Origin of the sequence: Psychrobacter cibarius, assembly GCF_904845955.1 — a bacterium.
Classification (GTDB): domain Bacteria; phylum Pseudomonadota; class Gammaproteobacteria; order Pseudomonadales; family Moraxellaceae; genus Psychrobacter; species Psychrobacter cibarius_B.
On the sequence record NZ_CAJGYX010000003.1, the window covers coordinates 100,220 to 117,345 of the forward strand.

The following is a 17,126-nucleotide window of genomic DNA, read 5'->3' on the forward strand; positions in this document are numbered from 1 at the left end:
CTACTATTCTGTAATATTTTGAAACATTATAAGATTAAGGTTGATATTTGACCCTAATTTTTGGCATTATTAATTGGCTAAATAATGAATATCATTTTACTATATTATTCTTGCCGTTCACGGCAGCTGACTAGGCAGTGAATTGGCAATAGTGCTAGAATAACTATTCCACTAGATTACTTTTTTGGCTCAATGCTTAATCGCTAATCCTGACACTTTGAATTATTAACTGTTTAGCGTCACGTTACCCTTAGATTATTATTCCATGATTTTTTGAGGGTAAAACGTTATTTTTATCTCCATTTACCTTATTCCAATTTATTCTAACCATGGCAATTATTATGAATGACGATACCACTTTGAATACGGATAACCTTAGTACAGACAAAGAGCAGTTTGAACAAGCTGCCTTACATTATCATGAGTTCCCACGTCCAGGCAAAATCTCTGTCACCCCTATTAAGCAGTTGGCAAACCAACGTGACTTAGCACTTGCCTATTCACCAGGTGTGGCAGTTCCTTGTCTTGAGATTCAAAGAGATCCGACGTTAGCGGCTAAATATACCGCCCGTAGCAACTTGGTTGGTGTTATCACCAACGGTACAGCGGTACTGGGTCTAGGTAATATCGGGCCATTGGCATCGAAGCCTGTAATGGAAGGTAAAGGGGTTTTATTCAAAAAATTCGCAGGTATCGATGTTTTTGATATTGAAATTGCACAAAATGATCCAGACAAATTCATCGAAGCTGTTGCCTCTCTTGAGCCTACTTTCGGTGGCATCAATCTAGAAGACATCAAAGCACCAGAATGTTTCAAAATTGAGCGTGAATTACGTAAGCGCATGAACATTCCAGTATTTCATGATGACCAACATGGTACGTCAATCATCGTTGCTGCAGCAATGCTTAACGCGCTATTGATTACTGGCAAAAAAATCGAAGAGATTAAAATCGTCTGTTCAGGTGCTGGTGCTGCTGCCATTTCTTGTTTAGATATTATTTGCGCACTTGGTGTAAACAAAAACAATATCTTTGTTTCAGATTCACGCGGTATCATTACGACTATCCGTGAAAATCTTGACGAAACCAAACAGCGCTATGCGCGTGAGACGACTGCGACCACTATCGACGAAGTGATGGATGATGTCGATATGTTCCTTGGTCTATCGATGCCTGGTACGTTATCTGAAGATATGGTTCGCCGTATGGCAAAAGACCCTATCGTCTTTGCACTTGCTAACCCAACGCCTGAGATCATGCCAGAATTGGCGCACGCCGTACGTCCAGATGTCATCATGGCAACGGGTCGCTCAGACTATCCAAACCAAGTAAACAACGCTTTATGCTTCCCTTATATCTTCCGCGGCGCATTAGATGTTGGTGCCACGACTGTTAACGAAGAGATGAAAGTTGCTTGTGTAAGAGCTATCGCTGCGATGGCACACGTTGAAGCAACGCCGACCACCAGCGCTAGAAACATTGAAAAAATGCAAAGTTTCGGTCGTGATTACTTGATTCCAGGACCTTTAGAGCCAAACCTAATCATCGAGATCGCGTCTGCGGTCGCTCAAGCTGCGATGGACTCAGGCGTTGCAACCTTACCTATCGCTGATATGCAAGCTTATCGTCAGCGTCTGTCTGAGTTTGTCTATAACTCTGCATTCGTGATGAAACCAATCTTTGCTCGCGCTAAAGCCGATCCAAAACGTATCGTTTACTGTGAAGGTGAAGACAATAATATCTTACTTGCTGTGCAAGTGGTCGTTGATGAAAAGCTAGCACAACCTATTTTAATTGGTCGTCCTTCAGTCATCGAAGCCAATATCGAAAAACTAGGGTTACGTCTAAAAGATGGTGTGAACATCTCTATCGTCAATATCGATGACGATCCTCGTTATAAAGACTACTGGCAGGGTTACTACGAGAAGAACAAACGTCTTGGTGTGAGTATTGAACTTGCTCGTCGTGATGTTCGTCGTAAGACCACATTGATCGGCTCACTATTGGTCGAAAATGGCGCTGCAGATGGTATGGTATGTGGTACGTTTAGCCATTATCAGTTGCACTTAAAATATGTACAAAGCGTTATTGGCAAAAAAGAAGGTGTGAACGACTTCTATGCTATGAATGCGGTACTCATGCAAGATCGTAATATTTTCATCGCCGATACTTATATCCACGAAGATCCAACGGCTGAACAATTGGCTGAAATGACTGTCTTAGCGGTTGATCAATTACGTCGCTTTGGTATTACACCACGTGTCGCACTAGTTTCTCATTCTAACTTTGGCGCTTCAAATCGCACCAGTGCTGTCAAGATGCGCAAGGTCTATGAACTGCTAACAGACATGAATGTAGACTTTGAATTCGACGGCGAGATGCAAGGTGACGCCGCGTTGAATGAACATATTCGTTTAAACAATATGCCATCAAGTCCATTAAAAGGTGCTGCAAATCTGCTCATCTTGCCAACACTTGACGCCTCAAATATTGCCTTTAACCTACTCAAGACAGCAACTGGTAGCGCCTCTATTGGTCCTATTTTATTAGGTACTAGCAAACCGGTACATATTCTCACACCATCAGCAACTGCACGTGGTATCGTCAATATGACTGCTCTTTCCGTTACTGAAGCTCAAGATTGGCGAGCGAAAATCAGTAATTCATCCTGCGCTACCTAGTAGTATGTGTTATCAAGATGGTCTCTATTATTCATTTATAGAGACCGTCTGCTATACTAAAACCAGTCAATGCTATTAAATAGCGTTGGCTGGTTTTTTTTGCTTGTTATACATTGGCTAAGACGCAACGTAGCCTTATTCAATATCAGTCATCACTTGCTCAATAAAAATAAAAAATAGAGGAATTCATGCAAATTTACCTTGTCGGCGGCGCGGTACGCGATCAACTGTTAGCACGTCCTATTAAAGATAAAGATTTTGTCGTCGTTGGTGCAACTGTTGCAGAAATGCTTGATGCAGGGTTCCAACAAGTGGGTGCAGATTTCCCTGTATTTTTGCATCCTAGTAGCCATGAAGAATACGCACTGGCACGCACTGAACGCAAAGAAGGCTTGGGGTATAAAGGCTTTAGCGTACATGCCAGTCCTAACGTCAGCTTAAAAGAGGATCTACAACGTCGAGACTTGACGATTAATGCCATGGCGATAGAAGTCACCAGCTTAACTGATGATACGCCTATCAACGGTGACGTCATTGACTATTATGGTGGCATGGCTGATATAGAAAGCAAGACCTTGCGTCATGTATCAGGTGCATTTAGCGAAGACCCTCTACGAGTGCTTCGAACCGCTCGCTTCTATAGCCGTTATTATGACCTAGGTTTTGTCATTGCTGATGAAACTTTGACGTTGATGCGCCAATTGGTTGACTCTGGAGAGCTTGCGCATTTAAGTGCAGAGCGCATTTGGCAAGAATCTAGCCGTGCAACCATGCAGCTATCGCCGCAGGTATACTGGCAACAACTGTTTGAGATTGGTGCGCTGACAGAGTACTTTGCACCACTGCATCACGCTTGGGCTAATACTCAAATACGAGAGACCGTACAGACGGCGCTATATTTCGCAGGGCAAATGCAATTGAGTCTATCACAGCGCTGGGCGCTATTAATGGTAAGTCTTAACGCATATTTATTTACCTCAGAACATACAAATGAAAACGTGAATAAAGCAGCCAATATAAAGGGTATCAATGATATAGGCAACGACGCTAAGGTACCAAAGGCACACACTCAATTTTCGACTCTCTTCGCTCAGCAAGCCACAAAGCTAAGCACAATAAATCATTTAAGCGTGGCTGAAAAAATTGACCTCATACAAACTTGCGGCGCTCATAAAGAGCCTGATAAGTTATCGCAGCTATTAGTGACCAGCCACGTGTTGCAATTGGCAACACAGCACCGTCAGATGATGCTAGCGCTGAATAGCTTTCATGCCATTCGTATGCAGGATATTGACTCAGCGCTAACAGGCCCTGCGATTGGCGTAGCACTCAGACAAGCCAGAATTGAGCACCTGCAAGTACGAAACCAATGTTAAGAAAATTCAACAAGATGCAGCAGCGCGATATCATTGACTCAATTCCTATGCAGCGTATAGGTCGACCTGACGAGATTGTCCATAGTGTGTTGTACCTAGTACAGGTCAATTATGTTACTGCGGAGATTATTACTGTTGATGGTGGTCGCAGCCTGACATTGGCTGATGGTCATATTTGATAGAAAAGCAGAGCATCATAAAAAATATCTTGATTACTACCTATCTTTTACTTGAAAAATTAAAAAATTCAGGTATCATTGTCCGTCTAGCGTTAGGGCCCATAGCTCAGTTGGTTAGAGCAGAGGACTCATAATCCTTTGGTCGTAGGTTCAAGTCCTACTGGGCCCACCAAATTCAAACCCTTACAGTCACTGCTGACTTGTAAGGGTTTTTTATTGTCTAGAATTTAATAGAAAACAATCATTGAACTGTGCTGAAGAATCGGTAAAAATAAACTTGGTAAACTAATGGATTGGATAGCAGTAAAAAAGGTTGCCAATACTATATGTAATATAGCGTTAGCAACCTTTTTTCATTTAATATTTTACTTAGATAATGTGCCTAATATTAGAATTTGTTATATCTAATTTCTAACATTAGAAAGAAGTACGGCGATAATTACGATATTCAGGTAACCAAAAATTCGCTTTTAATCGACGTTGTAAATTCTCCGCTGTGATAGGTAGTGCTAGCTTATCTTGAGCCGCTTGCAATGCCACTGCATACGCTATTTTTTCACTGATCTCTCTGATAACTTTAATCGGCGGTAGGATGGCACCAGGTGCTTTTTCGTATTCCATTGATATATCTGCAAGGGCTTGGCTTGCCGCCATGAGCATATTATCGCTGATACCCGTCGCCCGTGCTGCTAAAACACCCAGACCAATACCGGGGAAAATATAGCTGTTATTACACTGAGAAACCTCGAAAGACTGACCTTCAAAAGTGGTATGAGGAAAAGGGCTACCCGTTGCAACAATTGCCTTACCCTTGCTCCAATTAGTCACTTCTTGCGGTGTTGCTTCCACACGAGACGTGGGGTTTGAAAGTGGTAATACAATAGGATGTTCAGTATTAACACACAAGGATTCGATCACCTCTTGGGTGAACAGACCTTTTTGTCCACTGACACCAAACAATACAGTTATTTTTGCTTGTTTAACCACTTGCGCTAAACCGAGCTTTTTACTTTTATCCCAGCTTTCAATAGCAGATTCTTTTTGTACTAATGGTTCTTGGAATTTTTGTAGCTCTGTCATGTTATCCGTAAGCAGACCATAACGGTCAACCATAAAGACTTGGCGGCGAGCCTGCGCCTCTGTTAACCCTTCACGCTGCATTTGGCGAATAATATGCTCGGCAATACCGCAACCAGCAGACCCTGCGCCTAAAAATGCTATTTTTTGTTGGCTAAGCTTCTGACCTTTATTTAAGCACGCGGCAATCAAGGTACCGACTGAAACAGCAGCAGTACCCTGAATGTCATCATTGAAGCAGCATAATTGGTCACGATATTTATTCAATAATGGTGTCGCATTGTCTTGGGCAAAATCTTCAAACTGTAATAATGCTTCAGGCCAACGACGTTTAACGGCTTGAATAAATAAGTCGACAAACTCATTATACTCATCACCAGAAATGCGTGGGTTTCTCCAGCCCATGTACATAGGGTCATCAAGTAGCTGTTGATTATTGGTACCAACATCCAACAAAATTGGTAGGCAATAAGCTGGGCTAATACCACCACAAGCGGTGTACAAAGCCAATTTACCAATAGGAATACCCATACCACCAATGCCTTGATCCCCTAAGCCTAATATACGTTCGCCGTCAGTGACAACGATCACTTTAACGTTTTGCTTGGTGGCATTTTGCAGCATGTCATCAATTTTATGGCGCTCAGGATATGAGATAAACAAACCGCGTTTACGGCGATAAATTTGCGAGAATTTTTCACATGCTTGCCCCACGGTTGGGGTATAAATGAGCGGCATGACTTCCTCAATGTGCTGCTCAATTAGATGGTGAAATAAGGTTTCATTGGTATCTTGTATGTTACGCAAGTAAATATGCTTATCCATATCATTAGTGAATGAGCGTAGTTGATGATAAGCGCGTAGTGATTGCTCTTCAATTGTCTCAATGTTATGAGGTAATAGCCCAGTTAAATTAAAGCTATCACGCTCTTCTGATGAAAAAGCACTGCCTTTATTGAGTAAAGGAGTCTCTAAAAGAGCGGGGCCTGCCACGGGAATATATAAAGGACGCTTGTTTGACATAATGTAATCTTCTTATTAAAGGCATATGAGTGAAAGCCATACTGAGTGAAAGCTATGCTAGTGCTGCATTATACATAGCATCTACTGGTATTTAACAATAGATAACAAAATCATTTTGAATGAACATGGCTCTAAAGGTGATGGCACGGATACATTGACCTAGAAATATAGAGGTATTTAGCTTTTACCTTAAATTTTTATAAAAAAGGGTTTGTGATTATCGGTTGTTTTACATGAGATTTCATAAAATCAAAGCCGCTACCTTTATTGATGTCAGTATTGACGGTGGGATTTATAGGAATCCTTGTTAAGCAGATAAGTAATCTGCCAATATGACTTTTATTATCACTACGATATTTTTCAATTATTCAACGTATCACTATCAATACGACCATCAACCAAATTAATCGTTCGATCGCAAGATGCTGACAAGCGTGGATCATGGGTAACCAACAATACCGCGCAATCACGTTCCTGATTCACTTTGCGGAACAGCTCAAACACTTCTCCAGCCGTCACGGTATCCAGATTACCTGTAGGTTCATCAGCCAATAGCAATGCCGGTTCGGTTATCAAGGCACGTGCAATGGCGACACGCTGTTGCTGACCACCTGATAGCTCGTTAGGTTTACTGTCAGCAAAGCGCTCTAACCCAACCGCTGCCAGTCGCTCGCGCGCTTTTTGAATAGCAAGCTTATTTGGACGACCCCTTGTCAATGTTAGCGGCATTAAGATATTGTCTAATGCGCTAAACGCTTGAATCAGATGATGAAATTGAAAGACAAAGCCAATACTACTGCCCCGTAAAGCGGTGCGACCAGCATCATTCATAGCACTGGTCGCTTGACCCAATAGATATAGCTCACCGCTTGTTGGCTGATCTAGTAACCCTAGTACATTTAGCAAAGTGCTTTTACCTGAACCAGAAGGACCAATCAGGGCGGCAAAGTCGTTAGTGCTGATGGTTAAGTCAATACCGTGCAGCACCTCAATCTCATTAGGTTGACCGATGTTATAAGACTTTTTTAGTGCCTCTAAACGCAGAACTTCGTGAGATTGATTGGACATAGGAGTTGACGTCTTATTAAAAGGATTGGCAGAAACATTGTTAAAGTCACTGTTAAAGTCATTATTAAAAGTGTCGCTAGAATCATGATTAGACATAACGAATAGCCACCACTGGATCAAGTGCTGCTGCGCGCCGCGCCGGAATAGCGGCTGCTATAACACCAGTTAGCGTGGCTAACGACATAGTCACTAAGATCAGGTTTATCGATATGGGAATTGTAAATATGTCGGGCCCAAAAGTATTAAAAGACCAGACCAATATATAGCTGACACCACTACCGACAATAGAGCCTAACAAGCCAAATATAGCCCCTTGAATTAAAAATATTCGTAGGATTTGCTGACGAGTTGCACCCATGGCTCGTAAGATACCAATCTCGCGCGTACGCTGAACCACACTGACCGATAGTACACTGGCAATACCAAAAGCCACCGAGATCGCCACAAAAACAACAATCATATTGCTAGATAAACTTTGAGCGGTGAGACCACTCAGCAGTTGGGCATTGGTTTCAATCCAGCTTTCTGCTTGCAATGAGGTCAAACGACCCACTTGTGCAGCGATTTCCTCCGCCTCAAAGATATCTTCAACCGTCAAATCAATGACTGTGATACCGCCCGGTAGGTTGAGTAATGACTGCGCTTGTTTTAGGTCTAGATAGACGTAGCGTGCATCAAGCTCTCGTACGCCGAGCTCGAATATACCAGCGATATTGACTACAGCACTGTTGTTACTAAGGTTGCTACCAAGGTTGTTGCTCAGATTATTATTGCTGCTACTGTCTTGACCCGTATCCAAACGTAATTTGCTGCCGACCTCAACACCCAAATCTTTAGCCAGTTCACTACCAATCAATACATTATCTGCGCCCACTCGCAGCTCACCACTGATTAAGTATTCATCAAGTGGGATTATATTCTGATAGCGCGCCAAGTCAGTACCTACTAGTATCACCGACTCTAATGCCTCACCACGCCGGACAAACCCAGGCCCAGACACGTTTGGCGATACGGCAGTTAACAAGGGCAGTTGATCCAGCGTATCAGTGATTTGCTGCCAATTATTAATAGAACGCAGACGTTGTGGACGCTTGTCTTCTTGTATCAGTTGCAGCGTATCATCAGCATACGGCGCTATTAGGTTGACTTCATCTGGCGCTACTAAGCGAATATGTGCCTGACTGCCAAGGGTGCTTTCAATAAGGTTAGTCTGTAATCCTTGGATGAGTGCGGTGATAAATATAATAACGGCAACACCTATCGCTACTCCCAGAGTAATCATCAACGACTGTATGCGTCCCTCGCGTAAAAAACTGATGGCAATAGTGGCATCAATCCATAGTCTACCGAAAAAAGCCGTCAATTGACTGTCTCCGCTGCTTGGCTCTTATCACTTACCGTCGTTATTTTGTCAGCATCAGCATCAGCATCAGCATCAGCATCAGCATCAGCATCAGGAGCGGCAAAAGGTGCTGCTTGAAGCGCGGTTCTCACTCTTTTTCCATCAGCCAGTGAGACTGTCGCATCAACCAATATCTCATCACCTGCGCTCAGTCCTGAGAGCACCTCTGAAGCTGATAGCCCCCGCAATCCCAATCTTACTCGCTGGCGCTGGACTTGACCATCACGCAATAATAATACTTCGGCGCTGTCTTCTTTAACATTGGCTAGTGCATCATTAGGAATGACTAAGGCTTTTGCGCGTTGATCCGTTTCGATATTCACTGATACTGTCATGTCTTGACGCAAAAAATCAGGTACAGGATCGACGGACAATCTCACTTCTACCGTACCGCGTTGCGGATCTATACTTGGTGCAATGAAACTAATACGTACGGGGAACGGTTTATCTGGATAGGCATCGGCAATAGCGACAGCTGGTTGCTGCAAAGCCAACCGAGATAAATTACGTTCATCAAGCGGTACTCTTATTTCAGTCTTACCATCGAGGGCAATAGTAAACAAGCTCTGACCTGGTTGCACCAAATCGCCTATTTCTACATTACGGGTCAGAATAGTACCTGATACTTTGCTACGTACTTGCGCTTTATTGAGCTGAGCCTGCAATGCGGCAATACGAGCACGTAATAAATCTTCTTCAACACCACCAGAGGAGAGTGCATTCGCTCTCAGTCGTGCATTTTCAAGGTTATTGCGTGCTTGAGCTTGGGATTGAATCGCCTGCTCCATTTCCTCATCAGAGATGGCCGAGATAGCAGCCAATTCGCGCCTACGCTCGACATTACGATCAGCTTGCGCCAACGCTACTTCGGCATTTGCCAAATCTACTGCTGCCTGTGGACGAGTGCTACTAATCAATTCCGCCAACTCGGCTTCTGCTTGCCGCACTTGGGCTGCAACGTCATCGGAGCTTAGTACCAATAATAAATCTCCTGCAGCGACTTGTTCGCCTTCTGCTACCCGTCGCTCTAATACGACACCTGATATCTCGCTACCAATGTCAGTATTTGATACGGCAACGACCCGTCCAGTCGCTATGACCGTCTGCACCAAAGGCATCGAAGATATTCTATAGCTTGGTAATAGTGGTCCTTGCCACCAGCGAAAGGCAAAAAAGCCCGCAATAATGATGAGCAGTAGTGCGCTAACGATCAGTTTATAAGGAATAGCGCGCAATGAGTTTCTCCCGTTCAGAACAAGTACCTAGTAGTTTACAGTTTCTACTAAATCCGATCGTTATGCGAGTTTACTGCAAAATTTTTTAGGTTTAAAATCATTTATTAACTGAAAATCATCCTGTTGGTATGGTTATATTTTGCATGGTTATATTAAGAGTATTTGATTCACTACAATAGTTAAGATGTAAAAAAACCCTTCAGGCTATTATTTATATAGCATGAAGGGGTTTTTACTGCCGAATAAATCAGTGCGATATATACAGATTAAAAAGCCAAGTTGATCATCAAATGCCTATCGTAAAGTCAGAATAATGGCTCAAGTGCTCAGAATCATATAAACACCAAACCATCTTCAGTTTGATGCACCTTAATATCGACATCATAAACATCGCTTAATTGCGAGCGTGTCATCACTTCACTAGGCGTTCCTTGTGCAACAACTTGTCCACCGCTTAATAGCACCACTTCATCAGTATAGCGATGCGCATGGGTCAAATCATGCAACACAACCAAGATACTTTTGCGTTGCTGTCGCACCAAATTATGTAAATAATGAAGTAAAAAACGCTGATGGCGAATATCGAGATGATTGGTCGGCTCATCAAACATCATGATTTTAGTGTCTTGCATTAGCGCCCTTACGATAGCCAAGCGCTGCTTTTCACCGCCTGATAAGGTTTGCACGCGGGCACTGACCAAACTTGATAACTCAAAGTCTTGGAGTAAACGTTGCGCGCGCTCAACATGATGGCTATTTGGGCGCTGATACCATGCAAGATTTGGCGAGACTCCTAACAGCGCATAATCCAATACCGTTAACGGCAGCTCAAAACGCTCATGTTGTCCAACCCAAGCGATATGACCATCATTCATGACCTCGTTGATCGGCTGACCGTAAATCGTAATGTGACCATCCGTTTTAAGCGCGGTTCCTGTGTGTTGACCTAAAACCGTGTGCAGCAACGTACTTTTACCCGCGCCATTTGGTCCGATAAAGGCGACCAGCTTTTGGCTTGGCACGGTTAGTTTATCTATCTTTAACAATGTTTTATGGCCATGCGAGATATGAATATCTTGCATCGACAACAACTCGCCTGCATCACTACTCTTGATATTACTACTATCTATATTGCTTTCTCGATTTGCTAGCGATGTCTTTGATGTAGCCGTAAAATACGAATGAAACATAAATACTCTCTCCAATTAACGGCGGCTACTACGCACAAACAGCCAAATAAAGAATGGACCGCCAAGCAACGCTAAAACGATGCCAACGGGCACATCCACTGGATAAGCAACATGCCGCGCCGCGCCATCAATGACGAGTAATAATATCGCCCCAAGCCAACCAGACCAAATCATGAGACGCATACGTCTGCCACCAAACAGAATAGCTAATAGGTTGGGCACCATCATGCCAATAAAACCAATGACGCCTGCTAAAGACACCGCTGCCCCTGTCAGTAATGCCGAGGCAATCACAACCAAACAACGAACCACACCCACTTTGATGCCCAAGGACTTAGCGGCTGCCTCACCAAGCATCAGTCCATCCAACTGACGACCTAACGGTAATAAAATCGCTAAGCCTAAAACCATAGAAATAATTGAATATCGCAGCGGCACAAAACCCGCTTCCGCCATACTGCCTGACAGCCAATTGGTCGCGGAGCGCAGCACCATATCATCAGACATGAATAAAATCAGGCTGACCACCGCAGCACAAAAAGCACTGATGACAAATCCCAATATCAGCAAGCCCATCTGCCCACCACCCAAAAACCGATGACAAGCGAGAATAAACAAGCACACCAATACGCTTCCAGTAAACGCCGCAAGCGGTATCCCAATGCCGCCAAACCCCAATGCCAGAACCAAAACAACACCAAGCGCTGCGCCACCTGATGTACCGATTAAGCTAGGGTCCGCTAAAGGATTTTCAAATAAAGCCTGTAATGCTGCACCACTAACTGACAACGCCATACCAACCAGTAATGCCGTCACCACACGCGGATAACGCAGCTGCCAAATAGTATCGTCAAGATGGCTAGGGCTTGACCATTCGCCAAAGCCAATACCAAGCGCCAACCAAATTAGTAGCACAGATATGACAGCGGCAGTAATATAGTAGAGGCTAGGTTTATGTTTTCCAGTTTGTGTAGAGATAGAAGCAGAAATCGTATTTGCCATGTGAGATGTCATTTTGTTGAATATGAGATAAAGGATTTTTGCTTAGGCTATTTTGCTACAGCGTTCAGCTTTTTTAAGACGTCAGGCGAATGCAAGCCATAACGCAGAAAGTCATCTGCTGGCCAAAAATGTACGCCGCCCTTCTTGCCTGCGGCACTTGCTGCAACCTCAGGACGTTTACTAAATTTACTGACCCCGCCAACCACTGCCTGATTATGATCGGCAATAATAATCACATCGGGCTTGGCGGCCAGCCAGCCTTCACGGGACATAGGTTTTAGCCCTGATACGTTTGCAGCGTTAATCCCACCAGCTCGGCGAATCAACTCATCCCCTACCGTGCCTTTACCTGCAACGATACGACCATCGTAACTTAATAAATAACGCTTACCCGTCTTTGCCATTGGACTCATCCCTGTATTCCAACGCTTCGCAAGCTGCGATCCTTCGGATTTTTTATCAACATAACTGCCGATAGATTTAATACTATTGGCAAAGGTGCTTACCTCTTCTTTGGGCGCGACATTGACTGCTTTAACTTTTAGACCATTTAAGCGCTGATAAATACTCGCAGGTTGCACCATATAACTACCGAGCACCAAATCAGGCTTGACCGCCAATACTGACTCGGCAGTGATATTACGGTGCATACCCACGGCTGGTACATTCTTTAACGCTGGATTATGATTGGTTGCATCTTTACCAACCAACTTATTGGTCGCTCCTAGTGCCACCACGACGTCTGCAACATCGGGGCTCATCGCGACAATACGCTCATAAGCTTGGGCAGAAAGTGAGGGCACGGCAAATGCGCCAATAATGGCAGCAGTGCTGATAGCCCGACTCATCAATTTTTTATTTATCACTGCGTGAGTGATTACTGTTTTTGATAATGCAGAAGACATAAGCATTCCTAATTTGCTAACGTAAAAAATGACACTATTAACAGAAACATTAACGTGTATGAAGCATCCCAAATAACTCACACAACAGCTATGACTTATCCGTTATGTGAGTGTCAATATCGCAAAATTTGCTGATTTTTATGACGGGTTTACACGCTCTCTTCTTCAGCCATAACCACTGGTGCTAAGGCTTCTGCATATGAATGCGCTTCGATGACCGTCGAGACAATTTGCTGCCATGCTTCAAGCTCAGGCGTGCCTTCAATACGCTGACCGAACACACTAAAGATACTGACGCCGTGATCATCAAAACCTTCGATACAAGTCACGATACCGTCTTTGGTTGGACGCTTAACGCTCCATACTTGCGCCAATGCTTTGTCTTTTAAATGCAGCGTAAAGTCATTATGGTCTTTATCTAAAATATTGAACCAATCGCCCATGCGTTTGAGTGTCTGCACGGTGCCAGTCTGAATCTGCACCAGACCACTATTACCGACAAATATCATAATCGGACATTTGGCATCACGCGCTTGCTCGAAAACCGCTTCGACCGCGCTAATATCAAGCTGCTGCGTCATCTGCTCTGGTGCTTGACAGTAGCTACTAGCACGATCTATATCGAGGTTTTTTAATAATGAATGAAACTGATGCACGTCTGTCATTGCTTGCCAGCCTTGTTGTAACTGCGCGCGCGCATCTTCACTTAATGCCTTGTAACGCCAGTCATTTAGCGGTTCTTGTGCTTCTAACGTCAGCGTCTCATTATTCACCGTTTGCTGCTGCTCCTGAATCATCGCTTGCCAGCGTGCAATAGTCTCAGCGCTTAACTCTCGTAGATACACTTTGTCGATAGCAGCACCTTGGGCGTTATAGAACTGAATACTATAAGAGGGCTTATCCGCGCGGCTAGTATCCGCTACCGCCAGCATATGCTGCCATTGCCACATAAAGAATCGCAAATCTAGACCACCCACATTGAGTGCCAATCCCATCTTTTCGCCAAGCTTAAGATTATGATATGGCGCTGTTTTTTCATGCACGGCCAGCTCGTTTCTGACAATGCTTTCCATTTCACCAAATTTTTCAAATTGCTTTAATACAGCTTTGCACTGATCACCCATATACTGGCTATAAGGGGAGGCTAACATCAGCTCAAATTCGCTGACACCTAGCGCAGCCGCTCCTTCTGTAGGAAATAACATCGGTGTCTTTGCTTTTAATGCTTGGTACTGTTGCCACAGCTCAGTATTTTTTTTGGTTAACGATAACGGTTGACTCATGATGGTCTCCATAAAATGAATAGCAGTAAAAAAGCCAATGATCTTGGCTATGTAGTATTGAGATATGAATATCTTCAGAAAATAGCAGCGACGATGCCTATGATTGATATTTGATAAAACCAATGCCTGCTGTACTACAGGTCTTGCAATGATGCAGCAAGGGTGTATTTATCAAGCAGACTTTTATCAATTATCGCTGCTAGTTCATCATTTATAATTTTGTCTCTAAGCTTCGGACGAAATCATTATGGCAACATTTTTTCACTTTGTAAATAATAATAATTATCATTTACATCTTGATAATTATTATCGTTTCAAATACTATGTCTGGGCTTTGTTACTTAATCTAGTGAATCAAGTAACCAAACCTTTAATAATTAATACTATGAAAAGGTCGCTTTAGATCGCTCTTTTTGTAGCAAAAGGTCTTTAAGCAACGCGACTTTCTTACTTTCTCTTTTTACGATGGCTGTTTTATTTATGTCAATTTTAGCGTTTGATTTATCGTTGATTCATACGGGACTAAACACCCATCCCTCACTGCTGCGTCGTAGCCCATTAGCCATAAGTGTGGCATTAGCATTGTTTGCATTTACGTCAGTTTCAGCCCAAGCAGCGCCAATTTTCGCAGAGACGAATGGTGATATGACCGACGATGCAGCCATGCCGAGCACGCGTTTAGACCCTATCGTGGTAACGGCGACTCGCTCTGAGCGCGCTTTAAGTGATGCGCCAGTTGCCCTGCAAGTACTCAGTCGCCAGCAGCTCGATGACAACCATGCGCATACTTTAAAAGAAGCGCTGGCCTTGTTGCCCAATGTCTACTTACGTGAAGTCCACGGCAAGACAGGTTACGAAGTCAGCATGCAAGGCTTCACGGGTGATCAAGTATTGGTATTGATTGACGGTTTACCGATTACGGCAAGCACTGGCTCGACAGTAAACTTGAATCAATATATGAATATGGATATCGAACAGATAGAGGTGGTGCAAGGAGCGGCATCAGCGCAGTTTGGTAGCGCGGCGATGGGCGGCGTCATTAATATCATCACCAAACCCATTGGCGCGGCAACAGGACATATCACCACCGAGATTGCCAGCAATGGGCAGCAAAATCCATCTGGTAAAAAGCTAGATGCCAATAAGCGCTATGTAGAAGCCAGCGTGGAAGGGGCATTGGATAAAAACCAGCGCTTTCACGCGCGTCTATCAGGCTCGTATCTGGATAATGATGGCTTAAGCTTAGACCATGAAGCATGGCCCAGATTAAAAGATGCCAGCGAGCAATCACAAGTCAGTGCTCGCCTCAGCTACCGCCCTGACGGTAACGACACATCAGGTAATAACAATGACCGCAACGATAGCCGACTGGTCAAAAATTCTCAATATTGGCTAGAAGCCAGCCACTATAAAGAAGATGATATTAGTCGCTTTAATTATTATGTCGCGCCGCGCTATTTGGCACAGCAAAGAGATGAGCACATCACCAAGCAGCGCTTTAGTGTCGGTGCACGCGCTGATATCGCGCCGCATGTCGATGATCGCAGCAAGACTTATCGATTGTCCGCTCAAGCGCTGCATGAGGAATATCAAAGCGAATCCAATACTAAAACACAGCAAGCCATCACTAGTGCCCGTGATACAGAAATTAGTACGACGTTGGCGCAAGCCCAGCTCGATCTACCTGAGCTATTGCTATCCGATAAGCACCTTCATCTTATCCAAGTCGGCGGTCAGGTTCAGCAAGACAAGTTAAGCCAAACGAAAAACCAAGTCAGCGAGCTTATCAGCGATGACGTCAGCCGTGATGTCGGTGAGCTATATCTACAAGATGATTGGCTGATTGGCGATAACTGGGAAGTGTTGAGCGGTGTTCGCTATCAAAACGATGAAGACTTTGGTGGTCATACAGCGCCGAAAGTATCACTCAAATACAACCATTTGGATGCCAGCGGTCGTGACCATGTCTTTCGTAGCAGTATTGGCGGTGGTTATCGCGTGCCCAACCTGAAAGAACGCTACTACGTCTTTGACCATAGCAATTTGGGTTATAAAGTCATGGGCAACCCCGACTTGCAGCCTGAAACCTCAACCAGTTACCAGATCGGCTATCAAGGTCAACTGAGCGACACCATGAATTTGACGGTCAATGGTTTTTATAACGAGATAGATGACCTGATTCAGACCGACGAGGACAACGCTACCTTCGACGGTAACATCGCCATTTATAAATATATGAACGTCGATAGCGCCAAAACCTATGGCGGCGATATTGGCCTTGACTGGCAAGTGGACGAGCGCGCCAAACTGCAAGCCAGCTATGCTTATTTAAAAACGCATAACAATGTGACGGATACCGAGCTGACTTATAAGCCCAATCACAAAGCGATGCTAGCACTAGATTATCAGCTTAATGACAAATTACAGCTGATCCCGCGCCTCAATTATGAATCCAAACAGCTAATTAGTACCAGCGAGCAAGCGTATTCACCGTCTTGGTGGACGCTCGATAGCAAGCTCAATTATGACGCAACTGCAAACTTGAGCTTGTATGCAGCGATTAATAATATCTTTGATGTGCAGCGTGATATCACCGATACCAGTGACTACCGTCCCATTGATAATCGCGAGTGGTTACTTGGCGCCAGCTACCATTGGTAAGCCTTTGATTCACAATCATTCTAAAGCAAGTGTATTTGTACCGC

The 17,126-nt window shown here is 44.0% G+C and carries 12 protein-coding genes and 1 tRNA gene; 5 read left to right on the plus strand and 8 right to left on the minus strand.

Annotated elements, in window-relative coordinates:
* Window positions 1–341: 341 nt before the first annotated feature.
* From JMV76_RS07195 to JMV76_RS07210, 4 genes are all read left to right on the plus strand, one after another.
* Entirely contained in the window at window positions 342–2,681 is a 2,340-nt protein-coding gene (locus JMV76_RS07195) for an NADP-dependent malic enzyme (RefSeq protein ID WP_201502155.1), read from the plus strand.
* Between the two features lie 188 nt (window positions 2,682–2,869).
* The gene (locus JMV76_RS07200; RefSeq protein WP_201502156.1) at window positions 2,870–4,057 is read left to right on the plus strand and encodes a tRNA nucleotidyltransferase; all 1,188 of its coding nucleotides are present in this window, start codon (window positions 2,870–2,872) and stop codon (window positions 4,055–4,057) included.
* The gene (locus JMV76_RS07205) at window positions 4,051–4,236 is read left to right on the plus strand and encodes an SDR family oxidoreductase (RefSeq protein WP_201502157.1); all 186 of its coding nucleotides are present in this window, start codon (window positions 4,051–4,053) and stop codon (window positions 4,234–4,236) included. Before JMV76_RS07200 ends, JMV76_RS07205 begins: the two co-directional genes overlap by 7 nt.
* A gap of 95 nt (window positions 4,237–4,331) precedes the next feature.
* Window positions 4,332–4,408 (plus strand) — tRNA-Ile (locus JMV76_RS07210).
* 245 nt (window positions 4,409–4,653) lie between these two features.
* Here the strand turns inward: JMV76_RS07210 and JMV76_RS07215 are convergent.
* The 8 genes from JMV76_RS07215 to JMV76_RS07250 all read right to left on the minus strand — a co-directional run bounded on the left by JMV76_RS07215 (window position 4,654) and on the right by JMV76_RS07250 (window position 14,421).
* Window positions 4,654–6,336, minus strand: coding sequence for an NAD-dependent malic enzyme (locus JMV76_RS07215; protein ID WP_201502158.1), 1,683 nt, complete (start codon window positions 6,334–6,336; stop codon window positions 4,654–4,656).
* Window positions 6,337–6,696: 360 nt separating this feature from the next.
* A complete protein-coding gene (locus tag JMV76_RS07220) occupies window positions 6,697–7,404 on the minus strand; it encodes an ABC transporter ATP-binding protein (protein ID WP_201502409.1) in 708 nt (235 codons plus the stop codon).
* 88 nt (window positions 7,405–7,492) lie between these two features.
* Window positions 7,493–8,767: an ABC transporter permease gene (locus tag JMV76_RS07225; RefSeq protein WP_227690192.1), complete on the minus strand. Its 1,275-nt coding sequence runs from the start codon at window positions 8,765–8,767 to the stop codon at window positions 7,493–7,495.
* Window positions 8,764–10,041, minus strand: a complete 1,278-nt coding sequence (locus tag JMV76_RS07230) for an efflux RND transporter periplasmic adaptor subunit (RefSeq protein WP_201502159.1) — start codon at window positions 10,039–10,041, stop codon at window positions 8,764–8,766. The genes JMV76_RS07225 and JMV76_RS07230 overlap by 4 nt, the downstream gene beginning before the upstream one ends.
* A 332-nt stretch (window positions 10,042–10,373) precedes the next feature.
* Complete coding sequence (locus JMV76_RS07235) at window positions 10,374–11,231, minus strand: ABC transporter ATP-binding protein (protein ID WP_198330707.1); 858 nt, start codon at window positions 11,229–11,231, stop codon at window positions 10,374–10,376.
* A gap of 15 nt (window positions 11,232–11,246) precedes the next feature.
* Window positions 11,247–12,233: a FecCD family ABC transporter permease gene (locus JMV76_RS07240; RefSeq protein ID WP_201502160.1), complete on the minus strand. Its 987-nt coding sequence runs from the start codon at window positions 12,231–12,233 to the stop codon at window positions 11,247–11,249.
* Window positions 12,234–12,280: 47 nt separating this feature from the next.
* Window positions 12,281–13,138 (minus strand): heme/hemin ABC transporter substrate-binding protein, encoded by an 858-nt coding sequence (locus JMV76_RS07245; protein ID WP_265090281.1) that lies wholly within the window; start codon window positions 13,136–13,138, stop codon window positions 12,281–12,283.
* 149 nt (window positions 13,139–13,287) lie between these two features.
* Entirely contained in the window at window positions 13,288–14,421 is a 1,134-nt protein-coding gene (locus JMV76_RS07250) for a ChuX/HutX family heme-like substrate-binding protein (RefSeq protein ID WP_201502161.1), read from the minus strand.
* A gap of 480 nt (window positions 14,422–14,901) precedes the next feature.
* Here JMV76_RS07250 and JMV76_RS07255 point away from each other — a divergent pair, with 480 nt between their 5' ends.
* Window positions 14,902–17,082 carry a TonB-dependent receptor plug domain-containing protein gene (locus JMV76_RS07255; protein WP_201502162.1) on the plus strand — a complete coding sequence of 727 codons (2,181 nt, stop codon included), beginning with the start codon at window positions 14,902–14,904 and terminating at the stop codon, window positions 17,080–17,082.
* The last annotated feature ends 44 nt before the right edge of the window (window positions 17,083–17,126 follow it).

Coding starts and splice junctions, on each gene's coding strand:
- JMV76_RS07195 (WP_201502155.1), top strand. CDS start 342: ATGAATGACGATACCACTTTGAATACGGATAACCTTAGTACAGACAAA.
- JMV76_RS07200 (WP_201502156.1), top strand. CDS start 2,870: ATGCAAATTTACCTTGTCGGCGGCGCGGTACGCGATCAACTGTTAGCA.
- JMV76_RS07205 (WP_201502157.1), top strand. CDS start 4,051: ATGTTAAGAAAATTCAACAAGATGCAGCAGCGCGATATCATTGACTCA.
- JMV76_RS07215 (WP_201502158.1), bottom strand. CDS start 6,336: ATGTCAAACAAGCGTCCTTTATATATTCCCGTGGCAGGCCCCGCTCTT.
- JMV76_RS07220 (WP_201502409.1), bottom strand. CDS start 7,404: ATGTCCAATCAATCTCACGAAGTTCTGCGTTTAGAGGCACTAAAAAAG.
- JMV76_RS07235 (WP_198330707.1), bottom strand. CDS start 11,231: ATGTTTCATTCGTATTTTACGGCTACATCAAAGACATCGCTAGCAAAT.
- JMV76_RS07240 (WP_201502160.1), bottom strand. CDS start 12,233: ATGGCAAATACGATTTCTGCTTCTATCTCTACACAAACTGGAAAACAT.
- JMV76_RS07245 (WP_265090281.1), bottom strand. CDS start 13,138: ATGTCTTCTGCATTATCAAAAACAGTAATCACTCACGCAGTGATAAAT.
- JMV76_RS07250 (WP_201502161.1), bottom strand. CDS start 14,421: ATGAGTCAACCGTTATCGTTAACCAAAAAAAATACTGAGCTGTGGCAA.
- JMV76_RS07255 (WP_201502162.1), top strand. CDS start 14,902: ATGTCAATTTTAGCGTTTGATTTATCGTTGATTCATACGGGACTAAAC.